The sequence below is a fragment of the Lentzea alba genome, from assembly GCF_011067745.1.
In the GTDB taxonomy this organism is placed as follows: Bacteria; Actinomycetota; Actinomycetes; order Mycobacteriales; family Pseudonocardiaceae; genus Lentzea; species Lentzea alba.
This window is the reverse complement of the sequence record NZ_JAAMPJ010000013.1, coordinates 247737-265768: the sequence shown is the minus strand read 5'-3', so window position 1 is coordinate 265768 and position 18032 is coordinate 247737. Positions and strand designations below refer to the sequence as shown.

At 68.9% G+C, this 18032-nt stretch carries 10 protein-coding genes; 4 read left to right on the top strand and 6 right to left on the bottom strand.

The window, feature by feature from the left end:
- Window positions 1-10: 10 nt before the first annotated feature.
- The gene (locus tag G7043_RS37770; RefSeq protein WP_207312241.1) at window positions 11-2836 is read right to left on the bottom strand and encodes a glycoside hydrolase family 3 C-terminal domain-containing protein; all 2826 of its coding nucleotides are present in this window, start codon (window positions 2834-2836) and stop codon (window positions 11-13) included.
- A gap of 236 nt (window positions 2837-3072) precedes the next feature.
- Here G7043_RS37770 and G7043_RS37765 point away from each other — a divergent pair, with 236 nt between their 5' ends.
- The 3 genes from G7043_RS37765 to G7043_RS37755 are packed head-to-tail and all read left to right on the top strand — an operon-like array spanning window position 3073 to window position 7293.
- A complete protein-coding gene (locus G7043_RS37765; RefSeq protein WP_166053474.1) occupies window positions 3073-5322 on the top strand; it encodes a rhamnogalacturonan lyase in 2250 nt (749 codons plus the stop codon).
- Window positions 5319-6314 (top strand): SGNH/GDSL hydrolase family protein, encoded by a 996-nt coding sequence (locus G7043_RS37760; protein ID WP_166053473.1) that lies wholly within the window; start codon window positions 5319-5321, stop codon window positions 6312-6314. Before G7043_RS37765 ends, G7043_RS37760 begins: the two co-directional genes overlap by 4 nt.
- 13 nt (window positions 6315-6327) lie before the next feature.
- Entirely contained in the window at window positions 6328-7293 is a 966-nt protein-coding gene (locus tag G7043_RS37755) for an acetylxylan esterase (protein WP_166053472.1), read from the top strand.
- A 93-nt stretch (window positions 7294-7386) separates the two neighbouring features.
- Here the strand turns inward: G7043_RS37755 and G7043_RS37750 are convergent, their stop codons facing one another.
- The 3 genes from G7043_RS37750 to G7043_RS37740 all read right to left on the bottom strand — a co-directional run bounded on the left by G7043_RS37750 (window position 7387) and on the right by G7043_RS37740 (window position 11222).
- Window positions 7387-8541: a right-handed parallel beta-helix repeat-containing protein gene (locus G7043_RS37750; RefSeq protein WP_166053471.1), complete on the bottom strand. Its 1155-nt coding sequence runs from the start codon at window positions 8539-8541 to the stop codon at window positions 7387-7389.
- A 218-nt stretch (window positions 8542-8759) separates the two neighbouring features.
- Window positions 8760-10523 carry a rhamnogalacturonan lyase gene (locus G7043_RS37745; protein ID WP_166053470.1) on the bottom strand — a complete coding sequence of 588 codons (1764 nt, stop codon included), beginning with the start codon at window positions 10521-10523 and terminating at the stop codon, window positions 8760-8762.
- Window positions 10524-10529: 6 nt separating this feature from the next.
- Window positions 10530-11222: a glycoside hydrolase family 12 protein gene (locus tag G7043_RS37740; RefSeq protein ID WP_166053469.1), complete on the bottom strand. Its 693-nt coding sequence runs from the start codon at window positions 11220-11222 to the stop codon at window positions 10530-10532.
- A gap of 166 nt (window positions 11223-11388) precedes the next feature.
- Between G7043_RS37740 and G7043_RS37735 the strand changes: the two genes are divergently transcribed.
- Entirely contained in the window at window positions 11389-12408 is a 1020-nt protein-coding gene (locus tag G7043_RS37735) for a LacI family DNA-binding transcriptional regulator (RefSeq protein WP_166053468.1), read from the top strand.
- On the opposite strand, the gene G7043_RS37730 is transcribed toward G7043_RS37735, so the two are convergent.
- A complete protein-coding gene (locus G7043_RS37730) occupies window positions 12380-15055 on the bottom strand; it encodes a cellulose binding domain-containing protein (protein WP_166053467.1) in 2676 nt (891 codons plus the stop codon). The genes G7043_RS37735 and G7043_RS37730 overlap by 29 nt on opposite strands.
- 115 nt (window positions 15056-15170) lie before the next feature.
- Window positions 15171-18032 (bottom strand): Ig-like domain-containing protein, encoded by a 2862-nt coding sequence (locus G7043_RS37725; RefSeq protein WP_166053466.1) that lies wholly within the window; start codon window positions 18030-18032, stop codon window positions 15171-15173.

Here is an 18032-nt window from a genome sequence, read left to right as displayed (position 1 = left end):
ACGTTCACATTCACGATTGACAGCCGAGATCCAGACTCGCCAGCCGGATCCCCGGCGCACTGAACACCGCGACGACGTTTCGCACGCCCTGTTCCCAGATCACCGGCACGCGCACGTCGTGCCACGACCACCGGCTGGGGTCCGCTGGGACTGTGAACGTGCACAGCACCGGTCCGCTTTCGGGGTCACCGAGCCGCAGCTCGACCTCCCCGCCACCACCGCCCAGCCGGGCGGTGCAGTGCGTGACGTCCTCGTCGACCCGCACGTCGCCCAGCAGGATCCAGCCGCCGGCCTCGGTGCTCTCGACGACGGTGCCGCGGTCCCTGGTCTCGTCCACGAGCGTGATCCCGGCGCAGTCGTCGAAGCGTTCCGCGCGGAGCTGCCCGCCCCGCACGGCGATGCTCTCGCCGACTACCAGCACCTCGGCACGTGACCGCTTGACGGACGACGAACCGACCCACAGGTCGTGCACCGAGGTTTCGACGACCCGCCGGTCGCCGATGACGTCCCAGTGCCAGAAGTCCTGGCCGTGCAACGAGAACCGGACGACCTGGCTCTCCCCCGGCGCGAGCTCCACGCGCTCGAAGGCGAGCAGCCGGCGCAACGGCTGCGCGACCCGCGACTCCCCTTGCCTGCCGTACAGCTGCACCACCTCGGTGCCCGGACGGTCGCCGACGTTGGTGACCTCGACCGAGACTTCGAACTGCTCGTGGTGGCGCACCGAGCCTGTTGAGACGACCAGCGGCCCGCAGGAGAACTGGGTGTAGCTCAGCCCGTGCCCGAGCTCGTAGAGCGGATCGCCCTCGAAGTACAGGTAGGTGCCGCGCGCCCGGATGATGTCGTAGTCGAGCAGGTCCGGAAGCGCTTCGACGCCGCGGTACCAGGTCTGGGTGAGCTTGCCGGACGGGTTGACCTCGCCGAAGACGACCTCGGCGAGCGCCCGGCCGAGTTCCTGGCCGCCGTGCGACGTCCAGAGGATCGCGGGGACGTTCTCGTCCTCCCACACCAGTGCGTACGGGTAGCTGCTCACGACGACCAGCACGGTGCGCGGGTTGACCTGCCGGACGGCGCGAACCAGCTCCGCCTGCTTCGGCGGCAGGTCGAGGCCGGTGCGGTCCTGCGTCTCGCGGCCGTTGATGTGCGGGTCGTTGCCCACGACGACGATCGCGACGTCCGCCGCCGCGGCCTGCGCGACCGCCTGGGCGAGCCCGGAGCGGTCGACCTCCAGCCGCAACCGCGCCGCCTCGTTCCTGTTGGCGACGAACACGATGCTGTCGTCGCGCACGGCCAGGTACTGGTCGAGCACCGTGTTGCGCAGCAGGCAGGTGTCGGGGGTGGGCCGGACGATCTCGAAGAGTTCGCGCACGTCCCACTCGCCCGGCATCGTGCGTTCGGCGACGAGCGCGCCCTCCGCCGTCGCGGCCACGTACTTGCCGGTGAGGACGCTGCGCAGGGTGGCCACGCCGTCGCCCCATTCGGCCAGGTCGAAGGCGCTGGCGTCGCTCCAGTGCTCCGCCAGCCCCACCGGCCCCTCCGGCGACGCGGTGAGGAACCGGCCGCCCTCGGTGGTCAGCGAGATCCGGTCGAGGCCCTCGGCGAACGTCGTCTCACCGCCGTGGCGCTCGGACAGGCCTGCCAGCGGGGTGACGGCGTACGGCAGGGTGCCGCAGTACCAGTCCTCGTACAGCACGTCCGCGTGCGTCCCGATGACAGCGAGCTTCCCGGTGCCGCGCGGGTCGAGCGGCAGCAGGCCGTCGTTCTTGAGCAGCACGATCGACTGCCGGGCCGCCTCGAGCGCGAGCACGCGGTGCTCCGGCGCGTCGATCACGTCCTCGGTGATCGACGCGAACGGGTTGAGCTCCGGCGGGTCGAACTCGCCGAGCCGCATCCGCAGCGTCAGGAGGCGGGTGACCGCGCGTTCGACGTGCTCCTCGGTGATCAGCCCGCGTTCGAGTGCCTCGGTGACGCGCGCGATCGTGGTCGCGGGATCCGCGTCGTGGTCGGTGAAGTTGTCGACGCCCGCCCGCAGCAGTGCGGCGTGCCCGGCGGCGTGGTCTTCGTAGTAGCCCTGCATTCCGGCGACGTTCGACGGCGCCCAGGCGTCGCTGACGACCGAGATCTCGTCGTCCGTCCAGCTCCGCAGGTGTTCTTCGATGTGCGGAGTCAGGTGCGCCGGCCTGCCGTTGACGAGGTTGTACGACGGCATGACGGCCACCGCCACACCCGCCTCGATCGGGCCGCGGAAGCACGGGAGCTCGTACTCGTGCAGCACGCGGTCCCGCATCGCCGACGACGTGACGCACCGGTCGGTCTCGTTGTTGTAGCCCAGGAAGTGCTTCAGGGTCGGCGCCGTCTTGAGATACACCGGGTGGTCGCCGCACAGGCCGCTCGCGTACGCCGTGCCCATCACCGAGGTGAGCAACGGGTCCTCGGAGTAGCCCTCCTCGTTGCGGCCCCAGCGCGGATCGCGCAGCGGGTTCACCACCGGCGCCCACACGTTCAGCCCGTGCGCCACCGGGTCCTTGTGGTGGAAGCCGCGCGCCTCGGTCCCGGTCACGTCGCCGACCGCCCGGACCAGGTCCGGGTTCCACGTGCTGGCCAGGCCGACGGCCTGCGGGAACACGGTCGCGCGGCCCAGCCACGCGACCCCGTGCAACGCCTCGGTACCGGTGCGGAACACGCCGATCCCGAGCCTCGGCACGGCGGGCTGCCACTGGTGCAGCATCGCGATCTTCTCGGCGGCGGTCAGCCGCCCCACCAGGTCGGCGACCCGCTGCCGCAACGGCAGGTCCCGATTCTGGAAAGGTAGTTCCCCATTGGGCATCTCGATGCTCAAGGCACGCCCTTCTTGGTCACCGAGGTTGAATCGAATCGCTTCGACCGGACGTCGTGAACGTGGCACGGCTCACAGCGGCCGTCAAGCGGTCGTTGACCGTTTTCGACTTGTTCGACATTTTTTCCGTCGAATGACCAAGTTCGATTCGACAATTCGATGGGAAAACGCTTTCCGCGTTACCCGCCAACGCTTTTGGACTCTTGCGTGACGTGTTGAGACGGTTCATCGTAGCCGCCGTGGATCTGCGCCGAAGCATTGTGCTGCCAGTGGTGGTCGCCGCCGTCCTCACCGGACAGCTGCCCGCGGCCGCGCATCCCGCGCGCGGTGAGCGCCTGGATCGCGGGCTCGTCGCGGCGTCGACGAGCGGCGGGGTGCACCTGAGCTGGCGCCTGCTCGGTCAGGAAGCCACCGGCGCGACCGCCACCGGTATCGCCGGGCCCGACTTCGCGGTCTACCGCAACGGAAAACGCATCGCGACCGTCACCGACAGCACCACCTACGTCGACACCGGCGCGACACCTGGTGCGAGATATCAGGTTGCTCCCGTGCGGCGCGGTGTCGCGCTCGGCCGGAGCAAGGCCGTCACGGCGTGGACGGAGTCCCACCACGACTTGCCGTTGCGCAAGCCCGCGGACGGCATGACGCCGGCCGGTGAGCGCTACACCTACTCGGCCAACGACGTCAGCGTCGGCGACGTGGACGGTGACGGCCGGTACGAGTACGTCGTCAAGTGGGATCCCAGCAACTCCAAGGACGTCTCGCAGGTCGGCTACACCGGGCCGGTGTACCTCGACACGTACCGTTTCGACGGCACGTTGCTGCACCGGATCGACCTCGGCGTGAACATCCGGGCGGGCGCGCACTACACCCAGTTCCTCGTCTACGACTTCGACGGCGACGGCCGCGCGGAGCTGATGACCAAGACCGCGCCGGGCACGCGGGACGGCCGCGACCGGTACATCACGATGCCGCGCGAGGACGTACGCGCCGGGTACAAGAACACCGACGACTACCGGCTCAGTCCCGAGGGTTATCGCAACCACCTCATCTCCGTGTTCCGCGGCTGGGACGAGCATCCCGAGGTGGTCGCTGGACGGTGGCCCGCGACACTGGAGCAGGCGCTCGGCATCGAACCGCGCTACACCTACCCGTTGTCCACAGAGGACGCTTCCGCCCTGGTGGACCACTTCATGGACGTCTACGCGCCGTCCCGCAGTGCCAACAACAAGCTGCGCCAGTTCGCCGGGTTCATCGTCGACGGCCCGGAGTACCTGACGGTGTTCGACGGCGCCACGGGTCGCGAGCTGCAGACCGTGCGCTACGAACCCGGCCGGTCCGACGACGGGCTGATGTGGGGCGACTACGCCATGCCGCGCATCGAACCGGGCAACCGCGTGGACCGGTTCCTGTCCGGAGTGGCCTATCTGGACGGCAAACGCCCGTCCGCGATCTTCGCCCGCGGTTACTACACCCGTTCCACCGTCGCGACCTACGACTGGGACGGCCGGCGGCTCAAGAAGCGCTGGCTCGTCGACAGCGGCTGGGTGCCGATGAAGAACCCGTTCAACGACGCCCCGCACGGCCGCGACGGCAGCAACCCCAGCCACGCCAAGCTCACCACGCAGGGCGCACACTCGTTGAGCGTCGCCGACGTGGACGCCGACGGCCGGCAGGAGATCATCTACGGCGGCGCGACGCTCGACGACGACGGCTCGCTGAAGTACAGCTCCACCGGCGTGCTGCCACCGGGCAGCGTGGATCCGGGAGCCGCGGTTCGGGTCGGTCACGGTGACGCCCTGCACGTGACCGACATCGACCCGAACCGCCCCGGCCTCGAGATCTTCATGGTCCACGAGGGCGCCCGCTACGCGCCGTACGGCTACGCGCTGCGCGACGCCCGGACCGGTCAGACGATCTACGGCGCCTACTCCGGCCTGGACACCGGCCGGGGCATGATCGGCGACGTCCGTCCCGACGTGCCCGGCATCGAGACGTGGTCGTCCATGCCGAACGGCTCGGACTCCGGCGGTCTCTGGAGCGCGGACGGCCGCCGGCTCGAAGCCCGTTCTCCCGGCACGAACATGAGCATCCGCTGGGCAGGCGACCTCACCACGCAGATCGTGAACGGCGCCCAGGACGTCACCCCGACCATCGACGACTGGCGGCGCGGCACGCTGCTCACGGCCACCGGAACCCGGACCAACAACGGCACCAAGGGAAATCCGTCGCTCGTGGCCGACGTGTTCGGCGACTGGCGCGAGGAGCTCGTGGTGCGCACTCAGGACAGCACGGCCCTGCGCTTCTACCTCAGCACCGAACCGACGAACCACAAGATGTACACGCTCATGCACGACCGCCAGTACCGCGTCGAGGTCGCCCGCCAGCAGACCACCTACAACCAGCCGTCGTACCCGAGCTTCTACCTCGCCTCCGACGTCGACTGGTCACGAGTTCCCCTGCCCTCGCACCGATTGGTCGCACCATGAAACTCCTGGTCGCCGCAGCAGTCCTCGTCAGCAGCGTCGTCGTCACTCCCGCGGCCAACGCCGCGAGCGCGCCCAACGACCCGAACGTCAAGTACTTCGGCCGCTGGAACACGAGCACGTCGAGCGCCTACGTCTCCGAGTGGGCCGGCGCCTACCTCGTCGTCGGCTTCACCGGCCGGACGGTGAAGCTGAAGCAGCGCCGTGCGATCGACTTCTTCGTCAGCATCGACGGCGGCCCCGACGTGTCGTACAAGAACGTGAGCGGCACGGTCAACCTCACGCCGACGCCACTGGCCGCGGGCAACCACACCCTGCGCGTGTCCTACCGCCCGATCGCGGGCTCTTACAAGGGCGACGCGGTGTACCAGGGCATCGAACTCGACTCCGGTGCCCGGACGTTCGCCCCCACGGTGCCGTCGAAGATCATCGAGTTCGTCGGTGACTCCATCACCGTCGGCCAGCAGTCGTCCAAGCAGGCGCTGACCGCGTACGGCTGGCTCACCGGCGAGAAGCTCAAGGTGGGCCACACCCAGATCGCGGTGGGCGGCGCGTGCCTGCACCCGGCCGCCGACGGCTGCCTGAGCATGCGGGAGGGCTTCCTGCGCACGGGCCTCGCCACGAACGCACCCGCGTGGAACTTCGGCCGCTACCAGGCGAACGCCGTCGTGATCAACCTCGGCACGAACGACGTCGGGCACAGCGTCACCAAGGACCAGTTCCGCGCCTCCTACGTCACGCTGCTGCAGCGCGCCCGCCAGAAGTACCCGACGGCGGCGATCTTCGCGCTCGGCACGTTCCGCAAGCGGTACCTTCCGGAGACCCAGGCGGCGGTCAAGACGCTCACCGACGGAGGCGACCGCAACGTGTACTTCGTGAACACCGAGGGCTGGATCACCGAGGCCACCGACACGACCGACAACGTGCACCCGAACGACCAGGGGCACCGCAAGATCGCCGACCGCCTGGCCCCCATCGTCGCAGCCAAGATCTAGAGGAGAGAACCGCGTGCCCGTCGTCGACATGCCCGAGGAAGACCTGCTCCGGCACCGCGTCACCACACCGGAACCGGCTGACCTCGACGCCTGGTGGGCCACCCAGCTCGCCAAGACCACGGCCGACGCGGCACCCGCCGTGCTGACGCCGCACGAGCCGGAGCTGTACCAGCCGTTGTCGGTGTACGACGTGGAGTTCTCCGGCGCGCACGGCCACCGCGTCCGCGGCTGGTACCTGCGCCCGCCCGGCGGCGACCCGTTGCCCGTGGTCGTGACGTACATCGGCTACGGCGGCGGGCGCGGCCTGCCCGCCCACCACACGCTGCTGCCGAGCCTCGGCTTCGCGAACTTCGTGATGGACAGCCGCGGGCAGGGTGGCCGGTGGTCGGTGGGCGCCACCGCCGACGCCGGCGCGGGCACGGGTCCCGAGCACCCCGGCGTGATGACCAGGGGCATCTCCAGCCCGGACGACTACTACTTCACCCGGCTCTACCTCGACGCGGCACGGGCCGTGGACGTCGTCGCCGAACTGCCGGGCGCCGACCCGTCCCGCATCGCCGTGACCGGCGGCAGCCAGGGCGGCGCGCTCGCCCTGGCCGCCGCGGCGCTGCGGGCCGACAAGGTGAAGGTGTGCCACTCGGACGTGCCGTTCCTGTGCGACCTGCACCGCGCGATCCGGATCGGCGGCACCCCGCCGTACACCGAGATCAGCGACTTCCTGGCGCAGCACGACGCGCTCGTGCCCGCCGCGCTGGAGACGTTGCGGTACGTGGACTGCGCGCTGCTGGCGAGGCGGATCACCGCCCACACCCTGTTCAGCGTCGGGCTGATGGACGAGACGTGCCCACCGTCCACTGTGTACGCCGCGTACCACGAGGTCCGCGCGCCCAAGCAGATCACGGTGTCGCCGTTCGGCAAGCACACCACGCCCACCAGCCACGTCGAAACGCAACTACGTCACCTGCGCGACCACCTCTGACCCGCAACCCCGCCTCGCGCTCGCCATGGGGGGCACATTCATGGACGTCAGGTCCATGAATGTGCCCCCCATGGCAGAACGCGGGCGTGCGGGTTACAGGGTGACCTGCTTGCCGCCCAGGGTCACGCGGAGCTTGCCGTCGGAGGCGAAGGACCAGCCGAGCGCGCCGGTGAACGAAGAGCAGCGGGAACCGTTGGTGCCCGTCCAGAACTGGTTGGAGCTGTCGGCGTTGCCGATGGTCTTGTCGTTGGAACCCTTGCTGCTGCGGCACGAGGTGTTGCCGCGGTACACCGAGCTGCCCGCGTCGAACGAGAAGTTGCGCTCGTCGTTGTCGATGCTGAGGTTGCTCGACACGGTCATCGTGCCGGGGTTGCGGTTGTAGGTGAAGCCGTGCTTGCCGTTGTCGAACGCGATGGTGCGGCGGACGACGTGCGGCACGGCGATGTCCTCGCCGCCGAGCTTGAACCCGTTGCGGTCGCCGTTGCCCGCCTGGCCGCCGTTGCTCAGCGTGCCGTTCTTGTACGCCAGCGAGTCCTCGATGGTGACCACGCCGATCGCGCCGGTGTCCGTCTTGGTGTAGAGGTCCCAGCCGTCGTCGATGTTGTTATGCGACACGGCGTACCGGAACACGTTGCCGGAACCGACGGTGAGCTTCGCGGCGAACCCGTCCGCGTCCTCGCCGTCGGAGTCGCGGTTGTCGTGCGACTCGGCGCTGAGCACGAGGTTGTTGGCCGGCCACTGGTTCTTCGGCGTGTCGGAGGCGATCCGGGAGAGCTGCAGGCCGGTGTCGCGGTTGAACCGGGTGATCGTGCGCTCGAAGACGTTGTTGCTGCCGCCCACGAAGATGCCGTTGTCACCGGCCCGTTCCACGGTGATGCCGTAGACGTGCCAATACGAGCCGTTGACCGCCAGACCGCGGTTCGCCGGGTCTTCGGTCTGCGCCGAGAAGTTCAGCACCGGCTTCTCGCCTTGATAGGCCGTCAGCTTCTTGCGGGCGCTCGCCGTGCCGTTGTTGGCCGGCGGAATCGTCACCGTCGTGGCCTGGTTGTAGGTGCCACCGCGCAGGTAGATGGTGCCGCCCGCGGCGATGCGACTGATCGCCGAGGTCAACGTGGTCGGGGCCGAGATCGTGCCGGCGGCACCGTCACGACCGCTGGGCGACACGTACAGCACGGTCTCGGCGGCGGACGCGGGTAACGGCAACGCCAGGCACACGGCCACTGCCGCGCCAATGCACATCGATTTCATCAGGGTTCTCCCCAGGTGCGAATCGCAGGGATGTGGGAGCGCTCCCAATCAAGCTAACGCACCAACTTTCCGAAAATCAACGAAATCGACGAAGATTCACAACGGCGAAAAGCGTGCAATTCACGGATATAAATTCCCACGATCAACGGGGACAGGCCGAAGCCGCGGACGGGCGATCCGGTCCGCGGCTTCGGTGTTCAGTTGTGCGGAGAAACGCCTCAGGGTGAGGCGAAACTCGGGTGCGGCGGCTGGTTGTACGCGGTGTTCTGCCAAGCCACCGCCTCCCGGTACTGCCGGTCCTCCATCAGCGAGGGCCGCCGGATCGACGTCGGCTCGGTGGTCGAGTAGATCCGCAGCGCCCGGCTGTCCGAGGTGCGCCAGACGACCTCCTCGCGCCAGTCGCCGAGGATGTCGGCCTGCAACGCCGGCGTGGACTTGGTGCCGTTGTTGGAGGCCACGCCCGAACCGGTGAGCAGCCGCGTGTCACCGTTGGGTCCGTACTTGTCGATCGTGGTGCCGTTCAGCAACTCGCGCTGCGCGTCGCCGTCCCACCAGATCACGAAGTTGATCGAACCCGGTTTCCGCGCCGCCACCTGCGCCCCGGTGGTGGCGGACCGCAGCCCGCCCACCGAGATCGACCACGCCTCCGCACCGGGGTTGCCGGCCCAGATGTCGGCGGCCACGGCACGGCCGTTGTCGCAGCCGCACGACGGCGCGCTCCAGATGATCTGACCGGTGCGCGCGTCGCCCATCCAGTGCGTGACCTCGTTCGTCCACTCGGACGGCTTGAACACCTCCAGGCCGGGCCTCGACGGGATGAAGTCGCCGACGTGCAGGGCGTCGCCGTGGTGGGTGTTGTTCTGCCACAGGCCGCGCCCGTTGTCGTCGATCGCCATCGAGCCGTAGATGATCTCGTCGCGGCCGTCGGCGTCCACGTCGGCGATCGAGAGGTTGTGGTTGCCCTTGCCCTCCCAGGCCAAGCGGTTCGACTGGGTCGCCGAGTCGAACGTCCACCGCCGCGTCAGCTGCCCGCCCCGGAAGTCCCACGCCGAGATCACGCTGCGGGTGTAGTACCCGCGCGCCATGACGATGCTCGGCCGCGCACCGTCCAGATAGGCCGTTCCGGCCAGGAACCGGTCGACCCGGTTGCCGTAGCTGTCACCCCACGACGACACGGTTCCCCGCGGTGGCACGTAGTTCTCGGTGTCGAGCACCGCGCCGTCCGTGCCGCGGAACACCGAGAGGAACTCCGGCCCGGTGAGGATGTAACCGTCGCTGTTGCGGTGGTCGGCGTTCGCGTTGCCGATCACCTGCCCGGTGCCGGACCGCGTGCCGTCCGCGGTCTTCACGGCGACCTCGGCTCTGCCGTCACCGTCGTAGTCGAAGACCTGGAACTGGGTGTAGTGCGCGCCCGCGCGAATGTTGCGGCCGAGATCGATGCGCCACAACCGGGTGCCGTTGAGCTTGTACGCGTCCAGGTACACGTTGCCCGTGCGGCCCGCCTGCGAGTTGTCCTTGGCGTCCGCGGGATCCCACTTGAGCACGAACTCGTACTGACCGTCGCCGTCCAGGTCGCCGACCGACGCGTCGTTCGCCACGTAGCCGGACGCCGGGATCTGCAGGGGCACGTCCTGGCTCGTCGCCAGCGTGCCGACGGAACGCGTGACCGCCGCCGGTTCCACGCCTCCGCCCACCCGACGCACCGAGTAGGACGCGGTCGCGGGCGCACCCGCGTCGAGGTAGCTCGTCGCCGTCGTCACCGGCGCGCGGTTGACCTTCACACCGTCGCGGTAGACGTCGAACGCCACATCAGCGGCGTCGGAGCCGAGCAGCCGCCACGACACGAAGTTGCCGTCGCCGTGGACCGACCGGATGCTGACGAGCCCGCGATCAGCAGCAACCGCCGGTTCGTCCGCGATCGCCGGCACGGTGCCCGCGACGAGGATCGCCGCGAGCAGCGCGGACAGCGTTGACCGCCTCATCCGCGGTCACCCGCCCGAGACCGAGTAGCTGTTGGTCGTGAAGTTCAGGCCACCGCTGGACGACGTGATCTCGTAGCCGAACTGGACCTCGCCGACCGTGACGTCGCCCCACCAGCCGCGGGTGCGGATCCAGTTCATGACCGCCTTGAGGTCGACCGAGCCGGACGAGGTGTTGGACGTGCGCAGGAAGGAGAACACCGCGTTGGCGCCGTTGGAGCCGCGGTAGACGTCCCAGGTGTGCCCGCCGACGGAGAACGTGCCCTGCTTCGAGCCGATGGCGCCGACCGGGCCGGTCCTGTTCACCCAGATCATGACCTCGTAGGCGTTGTTGTTGGCCCAGATGTCATAGGTGGTCGTGTAGGCGCCCGAACCGGGCACGCTGACGTTGAAGTTGCTCGTGAGCGAGCCGATCGCGCTGAGCTTCTTGTTCAGCGCCTTGCCGGCGTGCGGATAGGACTTCACCCCGCCGGTGTTGGGGTGGTTCGCCCACACTCCCCAGTTGCTGTAGGAGTTCGCCCAGATCGACTGCGGGCCCGCGCCGTTGCCCCAGATGTTGTTGCGGACGATGTAACCGCCGTTGTTCCAGGTGCCCCACCGGTCCGAGGACGACCAGGTCGCCGCCGACGCGGTCGGAGCGCCCAGGGAGAACGCCAGTGTCGCGGTGAGAGCCGCCACCAGCACACGCGTGAACTTGTTCATGGAGCTTCCTCCGGAAATCGAAACGCTTCAATGGCCGAAACATTAGCGTCGAATGAATCGAATGCGGTGCCGCCGATTTTTTCGACCTGCATTCGATGTGGACGGGCCGGAAGTGTCGGACCCAGGCGCTAAAGTTGCGGCCACTACGACGCGCACTGGAGGCCGGTTGATCACCATCAAGGATGTCGCCAAGCACGCCGGTGTGTCCGTCAGCACCGTGTCATACGTGCTCAGCGGCAAGCGTCCGATCTCGACGGCGACCTCGCAGCGCGTCCGCCGCAGCATCCGCGAGCTGGGCTTTCACCCCAACGCGGGAGCCAGGGCGCTGGCGAGCAGCCGGACGAACGTCCTCGCGCTCGTCGTTCCACTCCGGACGGACCTCAACCTGCCGGTGATCATGCAGTTCGTGTCGTCGATCGTCACCACGGCCCGCGAGCACGACTACGACGTCCTGTTGCTGACCAAGGAGTCCGGCGCCGACGAGGTGCACCGGGTGATCGCGTCCGCCAGGGCGGACGCGGTGATCGTGATGGACGTCGAGGCGCACGACCCGCGCATCCCGGCCCTGCGCGAGCTGGACGTGCCGGTGGTGCTGGTGGGCGTGCCCGCCGACTCCGCCGGGCTCAACTGCGTCGACCTCGACTTCAGCTCGAGCGGCGCGCGGATGGTGGCGCACCTGGCCGACCTCGGGCACCGGTCGGTCGGCTTCATCGGTTCCCCGCCGGCCGTCTACGAACGCAAGACCGGCTACGCGACGCGGTTCCTGTCGGGGTTCGCCAGGTGCGCGCAACAACGCGGCGTGATGGTCCACGTGCATCCGTGTGCGCCTACGTTCACCTCTCTCAGCTCCTGCCTGGACAAGCTGCTGCTGCCGGAGGTCGGGATCACCGGGCTGGTCGTGCACAACGAGGCGGTGCTCGCGGACGTCGTGCTGGAGCTGCGGCGCCGGGATCGCCGGGTGCCGGAGGACATCTCGGTGATCGCGCTGTGCCCGGACGTCATGGCCGCCACCCAGCCGGTCCCGCTCACCTCGATCGCGGTCCCGGCCGAGGAGGTCGGCGCCATCGCCGTGCAGATGCTGATGCGCCGGCTGGCGGGCGAGCGGTCGTCCGAAGTACGACTGCTCGACCCGCACCTCACCGATCGCGGCAGCACGATCACGGCACCGCACATGGCCGATCGTTGAGCGTGAACGCCACCGGTTTCGCGTTCGTCCCCGCCCAGGTGGCGGTGAACCCGAAGCCGACGGTGGTGTTCGGCTTGATCTCCTTGTTGTAGCCCTGGTCCGCGACGCTCACCGCGGCACCGGTCTGGGTGAGCTTGCCGTTCCACAACTGGCTGATCACCTGGCCGCCTGCGAAGGACCACTTGAGCGTCCACCCGTCGACGGCCGACGAACCGGTGTTGGTGATGTCGACGGCGCCCTGGAACCCGCCCTGCCACTGGTTCGACACCGTGTACTTCACCGCACACCCGGTGCTCGGCGGCGGACCCGTGGTCGTCGTGGTGGTGGTCGTGGTCGTCGTCGTCGTGGTGGTCGTCGTGGTCGTGGGCGGCGTTCCGGTCATCTCGCCGAGCACGACACCGCGGCCGTTCGTGCCGAGGTAGACCCGGCCGTACACCCGCGGATCACCGGTGATCGCTTCCTCGATGTTGCCGTACTGGTGCCGGTCGTCGTTGATCCGCACCCAGCTCGCACCGGTGTCGTCGGACCGGAAGACGCCTTTGACACCACCGGTTTCACCGATCAGGTACAGCGCCGGGTACGCGCGTCCCGGAGCCGCCTTGCCGAACCCGATGTTGAGCGAGCCCGCCACGCCGGAGACCTTCGCGAAGCTCGCACCGGAGTCCGTGGACCGCCACAACCCGCCCTCGCCCGCGAGCCAGACGTCGCCTTCCCTGCCCGCCACGGCCTTGAAGCGCGCCGACTGGGGCAGCCCTGCCGCGGCCGTCGTGGTGAACGCGGCGCCACCGTTGGTGCTCACGTAGAACTTCCCCGCGGCGAAGCCGTAGAACTTCAGCGGGTTCGCCCGGTCCGACTCCACGACCGCGCCCGCCGGGATGCCGGTCGACGCCGTCCACGAGTTGCCGAACCCGGTCGCGTGGTGCACGCCGGTGCCCGCCGGGCTCCAGACGAACCTGCTGCCGTCGGCCGCCGCCGCGACGGTGCCGCCACCGGTGACCCCGCCCGGTTCCTGGCCCTGGAACCAGTTCGCGCCGCCGTCGGTCGAGAACGCGACCCGGTTGTCGTTGGGTCTGCTGGTCTTGTCGAAGTCACCGGCCCGCACGATCGTCGCCGGGTTGAGCTCGGCGAAGTCCAGGCTGCGGGTGGTGGTGAAGTACGGCTGGTTGAAGGTCCTGGCCGGCACCGCGTCCAGCCGGTCGTGCCGGAAGCCGCCGATGTCGCCCAGAGCGCTGATCAACGGCGGTCCGGACGGCGGGCTGATCAGGTCGATCACCGCGGTCTCCTCGAGCCCGGCGGCCATCGGCCTGATGGTGAGCTGGGTGCCGCGGTCCCACGCGGTGAGGTCGGTGGTGCCGTAGAGCGTGGCGCCGGTGCCGTACATCATCCGGTCGGAGTTGAACGGGTCGATCTCCAGCGACTCGGTCATCCAGCCGAGCTTCGGGGTGACCTCCGGCGGCGCCGGGTTCGCGCCGAGGTCGAGCCACGGCGACGCGCTGATGTCCATCTTGTAGCGGAAGCTGCGGTTCGGGTAGCTGGTCCAGTCCCAGATCCGCGTCCAGGTGGCGCCGTAGTCGGTGCTGCGGAAGAAGGTCACGTCCGGCCACCACGCAATCTGGGTGGCGACCATGAGCGTGCCGGGCTTCAAGCGGTCGACGGTCAGGCCGCTGTAGCCGAACGTGTTGTCGGCGCTGCTCGACGGAATGGGGCTGATCTGCGTCCACGCGCCGGTGGCGGTGTTCAGCTTCCAGACGTCGCCCTTGGCCCCGTCGTACGGACCGCCGGTGTCACTGGTGGCGAGGTAGAGCGTGTCGCCCTGGAGAACTCCCTTGTGGGGCAGGAAGCCCGTGGGCTGTCCGGCCACGCGTTCCCACGTCGTGCCGCCGTTCGTGCTGCGGTAGACGTTGTTCTGCTTGTCGGCCACGCCCACGTAGATCGTCTGCGTCGCCGTCGAAGCGCTTCCGGTGCGCGGGTCGAAGGTCACCCACAGCACGCCCTGGTTGTCGTTGAGGTACCCGTTGGGGTCGCTGGGGTCCTGGACGTAGTTGCCGGGGTTCGGGAACGCCGTGACCTTGCCCCATGTGGCACCGAAGTCCGTGCTGCGCCACAGGCCGTTGCCGCTCGGCGCGCCGAAGTACAGCACGCTGTTGCGGTTGGGGTCGATCGCGAGCCGCTCCCCCATGCCGCGGCCGGGCATGTTGCCGCCGACCTTGAACGGCAGCGGTGTGGTCTGCCAGGTGGTGCCGCGGTCGGACGACCGCAGGATCGCGCCGTTGTTGGGATCCCAGCTGTTCGTGTACATGCCGGCGGCGACGTACACGCGGTTCGGGTCCACGGCGTCGGTCGCGAGGCTCGCCACGCCGTTGAGTCCCCAGTTGTCGAGCCCGACGTGGTCGAGCAACGGGATCCATCTGTTCGTCTGGGGATTCAACCGGTACGCGCCGCCGATGTCCGTGCGCGCGTAGACCAGATTCCGCTCACGTTGGTTGAAGACGATGCCGGGCACGAACCCGCCACCCGCGATGTCGACGTTGCCCCACGAGTAAGTCTCAGCCGCGGCCGCGGAGTTGCCCGCGCCCGTCGTGTGCGCCACCACGACGAGCGCGGACATGGTCACCGCCGCCAATGCGCCTGCGAGAGCTCTCCTCATCGAGAATTCCCTTCGCCATTTCCGCGAAGTGTCCGGCGGCGCACCATTTATTTCAATCCGCACTGACTATTTCGAATCGATTCGACCGCGGCACCAGGTCGAATTCCGGGTTATTTCACGGAGTCGGCGCCTTCGCCAGCACCTCGATCTCACCGAGGGTGAGGTACCCGGATGGCCGCGCGGTGAGGACGACCCGCACCGCGGTCGCCGGAGGTGACGGGTTAAGCACGACCTCCGTCCGCGGATCGGTCACCTCCACCTCGCCGCTCGCGTCGACCCACGCACCGTCCACCGTGCGCACCTGCACCTTGAGGCTCTTGGCGATGCCGCCTTCGCCGTCCCGGTACGAATGCACGGCGACCCGCGTGAGATCACGGATCTTCGGCAACGTGAACGTGATCGTGTCGGCCGGGTTCTTGGTGCCGGACCTCCAGTTCGACCACGCCTTCTCCTCGGTGACGCCGTTGCGCAGCCGGTCCGCGGAATAGCCGGACTCGGTGTAGGTCGCCGCGACGACCGAGTCCAGCGCCGCGTTCACCTCGACCGGCTCGGTCACCTGCACGACCGCCGTCGCGGGCACCGTGCTGCCGTCGACGACCTGGGCGCGCCCGGCCACCGTCACGGTCCCGACGTGGTCGTACGCAGCGGAATCCCACGTGACGGGGAGTTCCGCCTTGCCGCCGCGTTTGCCGATGCCCGTGACGGTGGCGGGCAGGTCGGGCCGTCCGCCGACGTAGGTCTTCGCGCGAGCGGGCAGGGTCGAGGCGATCGTGTCGACGGTGACCACGGCGAGCGCGGGCAGCTTCCGCCCGAGCACGTCCGTCGCCGTGCCGTGCACGCGAACCGTGCCGGGCCGCTGCCACGACCAGTCCGGCGGCAGGTTCCAGACCACCGGCAGCGAGCCACGAGCGCCGTCCGGGTACACCGGCGTCACGGTCTGCGGCAGCACCGGCCGCAGCTTGGGAACCGTGAACACGGCGGTGTCCTGGGTTCGTTGCACGGTCTCGTCGACCGGGGTCCAGCGCTGGCTCGCGCCCGAGGTCGGGGTCTTGCCCGACACCGTCTCCCCGGTCCCGTCGAGCAGCACGCCGGTGGCGGCGTTGACGAACGTCCAGCTGCCGTCACCGGTCGTGGACATGATCCACTGAGCCTCGGCGCCCCTGGCCGACTGCAGCACCACGGCGTCGCCCGCGGCGGCCAGCCGGGTCCCGGTCACCGCGTTGACGATCTCGTAGCGCTCGCGGTTCCCGTTGCCCAGACCGAGTTTCCGCACCGACCACAGCTGGCGGGCGCTCGTGGCGTCGGAGGCGCGCAGAACGGCCTTCGACCAGTCGTCGGACGGCTGCACCGACTTCCCGCTCGCGTTGATCCGGTACACGTGCTCGGGCTGGATCAGCGCCGCGTCACCGGACACCCCGGCCACGCCGTCGACCAGGAACGTGGTGACCGACTTCGCCGGCACCGCGAGCGTCGCCGACTTGCCGTTCACCCGCACGGGCTTGCCGCGCACGAGAGCACCGGTCGCGTTCGTGACCACCGGGGTCACCTTGGCCAGCGGCGAAACGAGGCCGAACCGCGACAGGTCGAGGGTCACCGACCGGTCGGTGTTGCCGCTGTTGACGTGCACGACCGTCGCGTCCAGGCCGAAGCGCTTCACCGCGGCGACGCTCGACGGGTCGTCGGTCTTGACGAACCGGTCTCCCGGCCGGACGAAGTGGGTGAAGTTGCGGATGGTGTTGAACTTCGAGTTGGTCCTGATCGGGCACGACTCCAGCGTGTCCGATGCCGTGCAGTTGAACGGGATGTGGATGCTGCCCCAGTTCTTGCCCGCCGCCTGCTGCGGGATCGAGTCCTCGACCGGCTGCCAGAACACCCAGGCCGACGGTTCGAGCTCGCGGATGTCCTCCAGCATCCGGGTCGCCATGCCCAGGCCGGGTTCCATGCCCGTGTAATCGGTGGTGCCGTTGCCCCAGGTGCCCTCGACCTCGCTCATCCAGAGCTTCTCGTTCGCGCCCTTGGCGATGTCCCGGACGCTCGTGCGCTGGCCCGTGCCGTAGGTGTGCACGTTCAGCTGGTCGATCACGTCCCGCGCCGGGCCGTACCCGTTCCAGTTGCGCACGAACGTGCCGGGGTTCGTCTCGTCCATTGCGGACACTTTGACGCGTGATCGAAGCGCGTCGAGCGCCCGGCGCGTCGCGAGCAGAACCTCCTGCTGCAGCTCGGGTCCGGCGTGCGCGCCCTCCTGGCGTCCGCCGGTCGGCTGGCCGTTCGGGCCGATCTGGGTGCCCCAGTAGTTCGTGTTGGGCTCGTTCAACGGCGCGAGCGTGTCGAACTTGATGCCGTGCGCCTTTTCCAGCTCCTGGGTGACACGCGCCAGGTAGGTGGCGAAGTCGTCCACTCGGTCGCGGCGGATCTGGTCGGTGTTCGCGTCGAACCCGCCCGAGACGTACCCGCTGACGGTCTGGAACCACGGTGGCGAGTTGCTGAACGCCTCCCACTTCGTGACCTGGCGCTTGATCTGGTCGATCCACCAGCGCTGGTTGGCGTCCGCGGCGAAGTTCCAGTGCTCGGGGTTGTCCGCCCGCCACCAGTCCATGTCGGTCCGCACGGTGCCGGGAGGAGCCTTCCAGAAGCCCTCCATCGTCGCGCCCGTCTTCATGTAGTCCTTGCGGACGTCCGGCGCGTTGCCGCCGCCGATGTTGTACCGCGCGATGTTCAGGCGCAGTCCGTCCTCACCGAACAGCATGTCGACGAGCTTGCGGCGGATGGGCTCGGGGTAGCCGCCGGTGATGTTGGCGAACCAGACCAGGCTCGTCCCCCAGCCCTCGAACTCCGGCTGCTGGTACGACGGGTCGATGCGCACCGTGACGGCGTTCTGCGGAGACGGTTCCGCGAACGCGGCCGCGGGCACGGTGACGAAACCCGTGCCCGCGGCCAAACACAGCGCAAGCGCTGTCAAACGACGTGCGATTGTCAT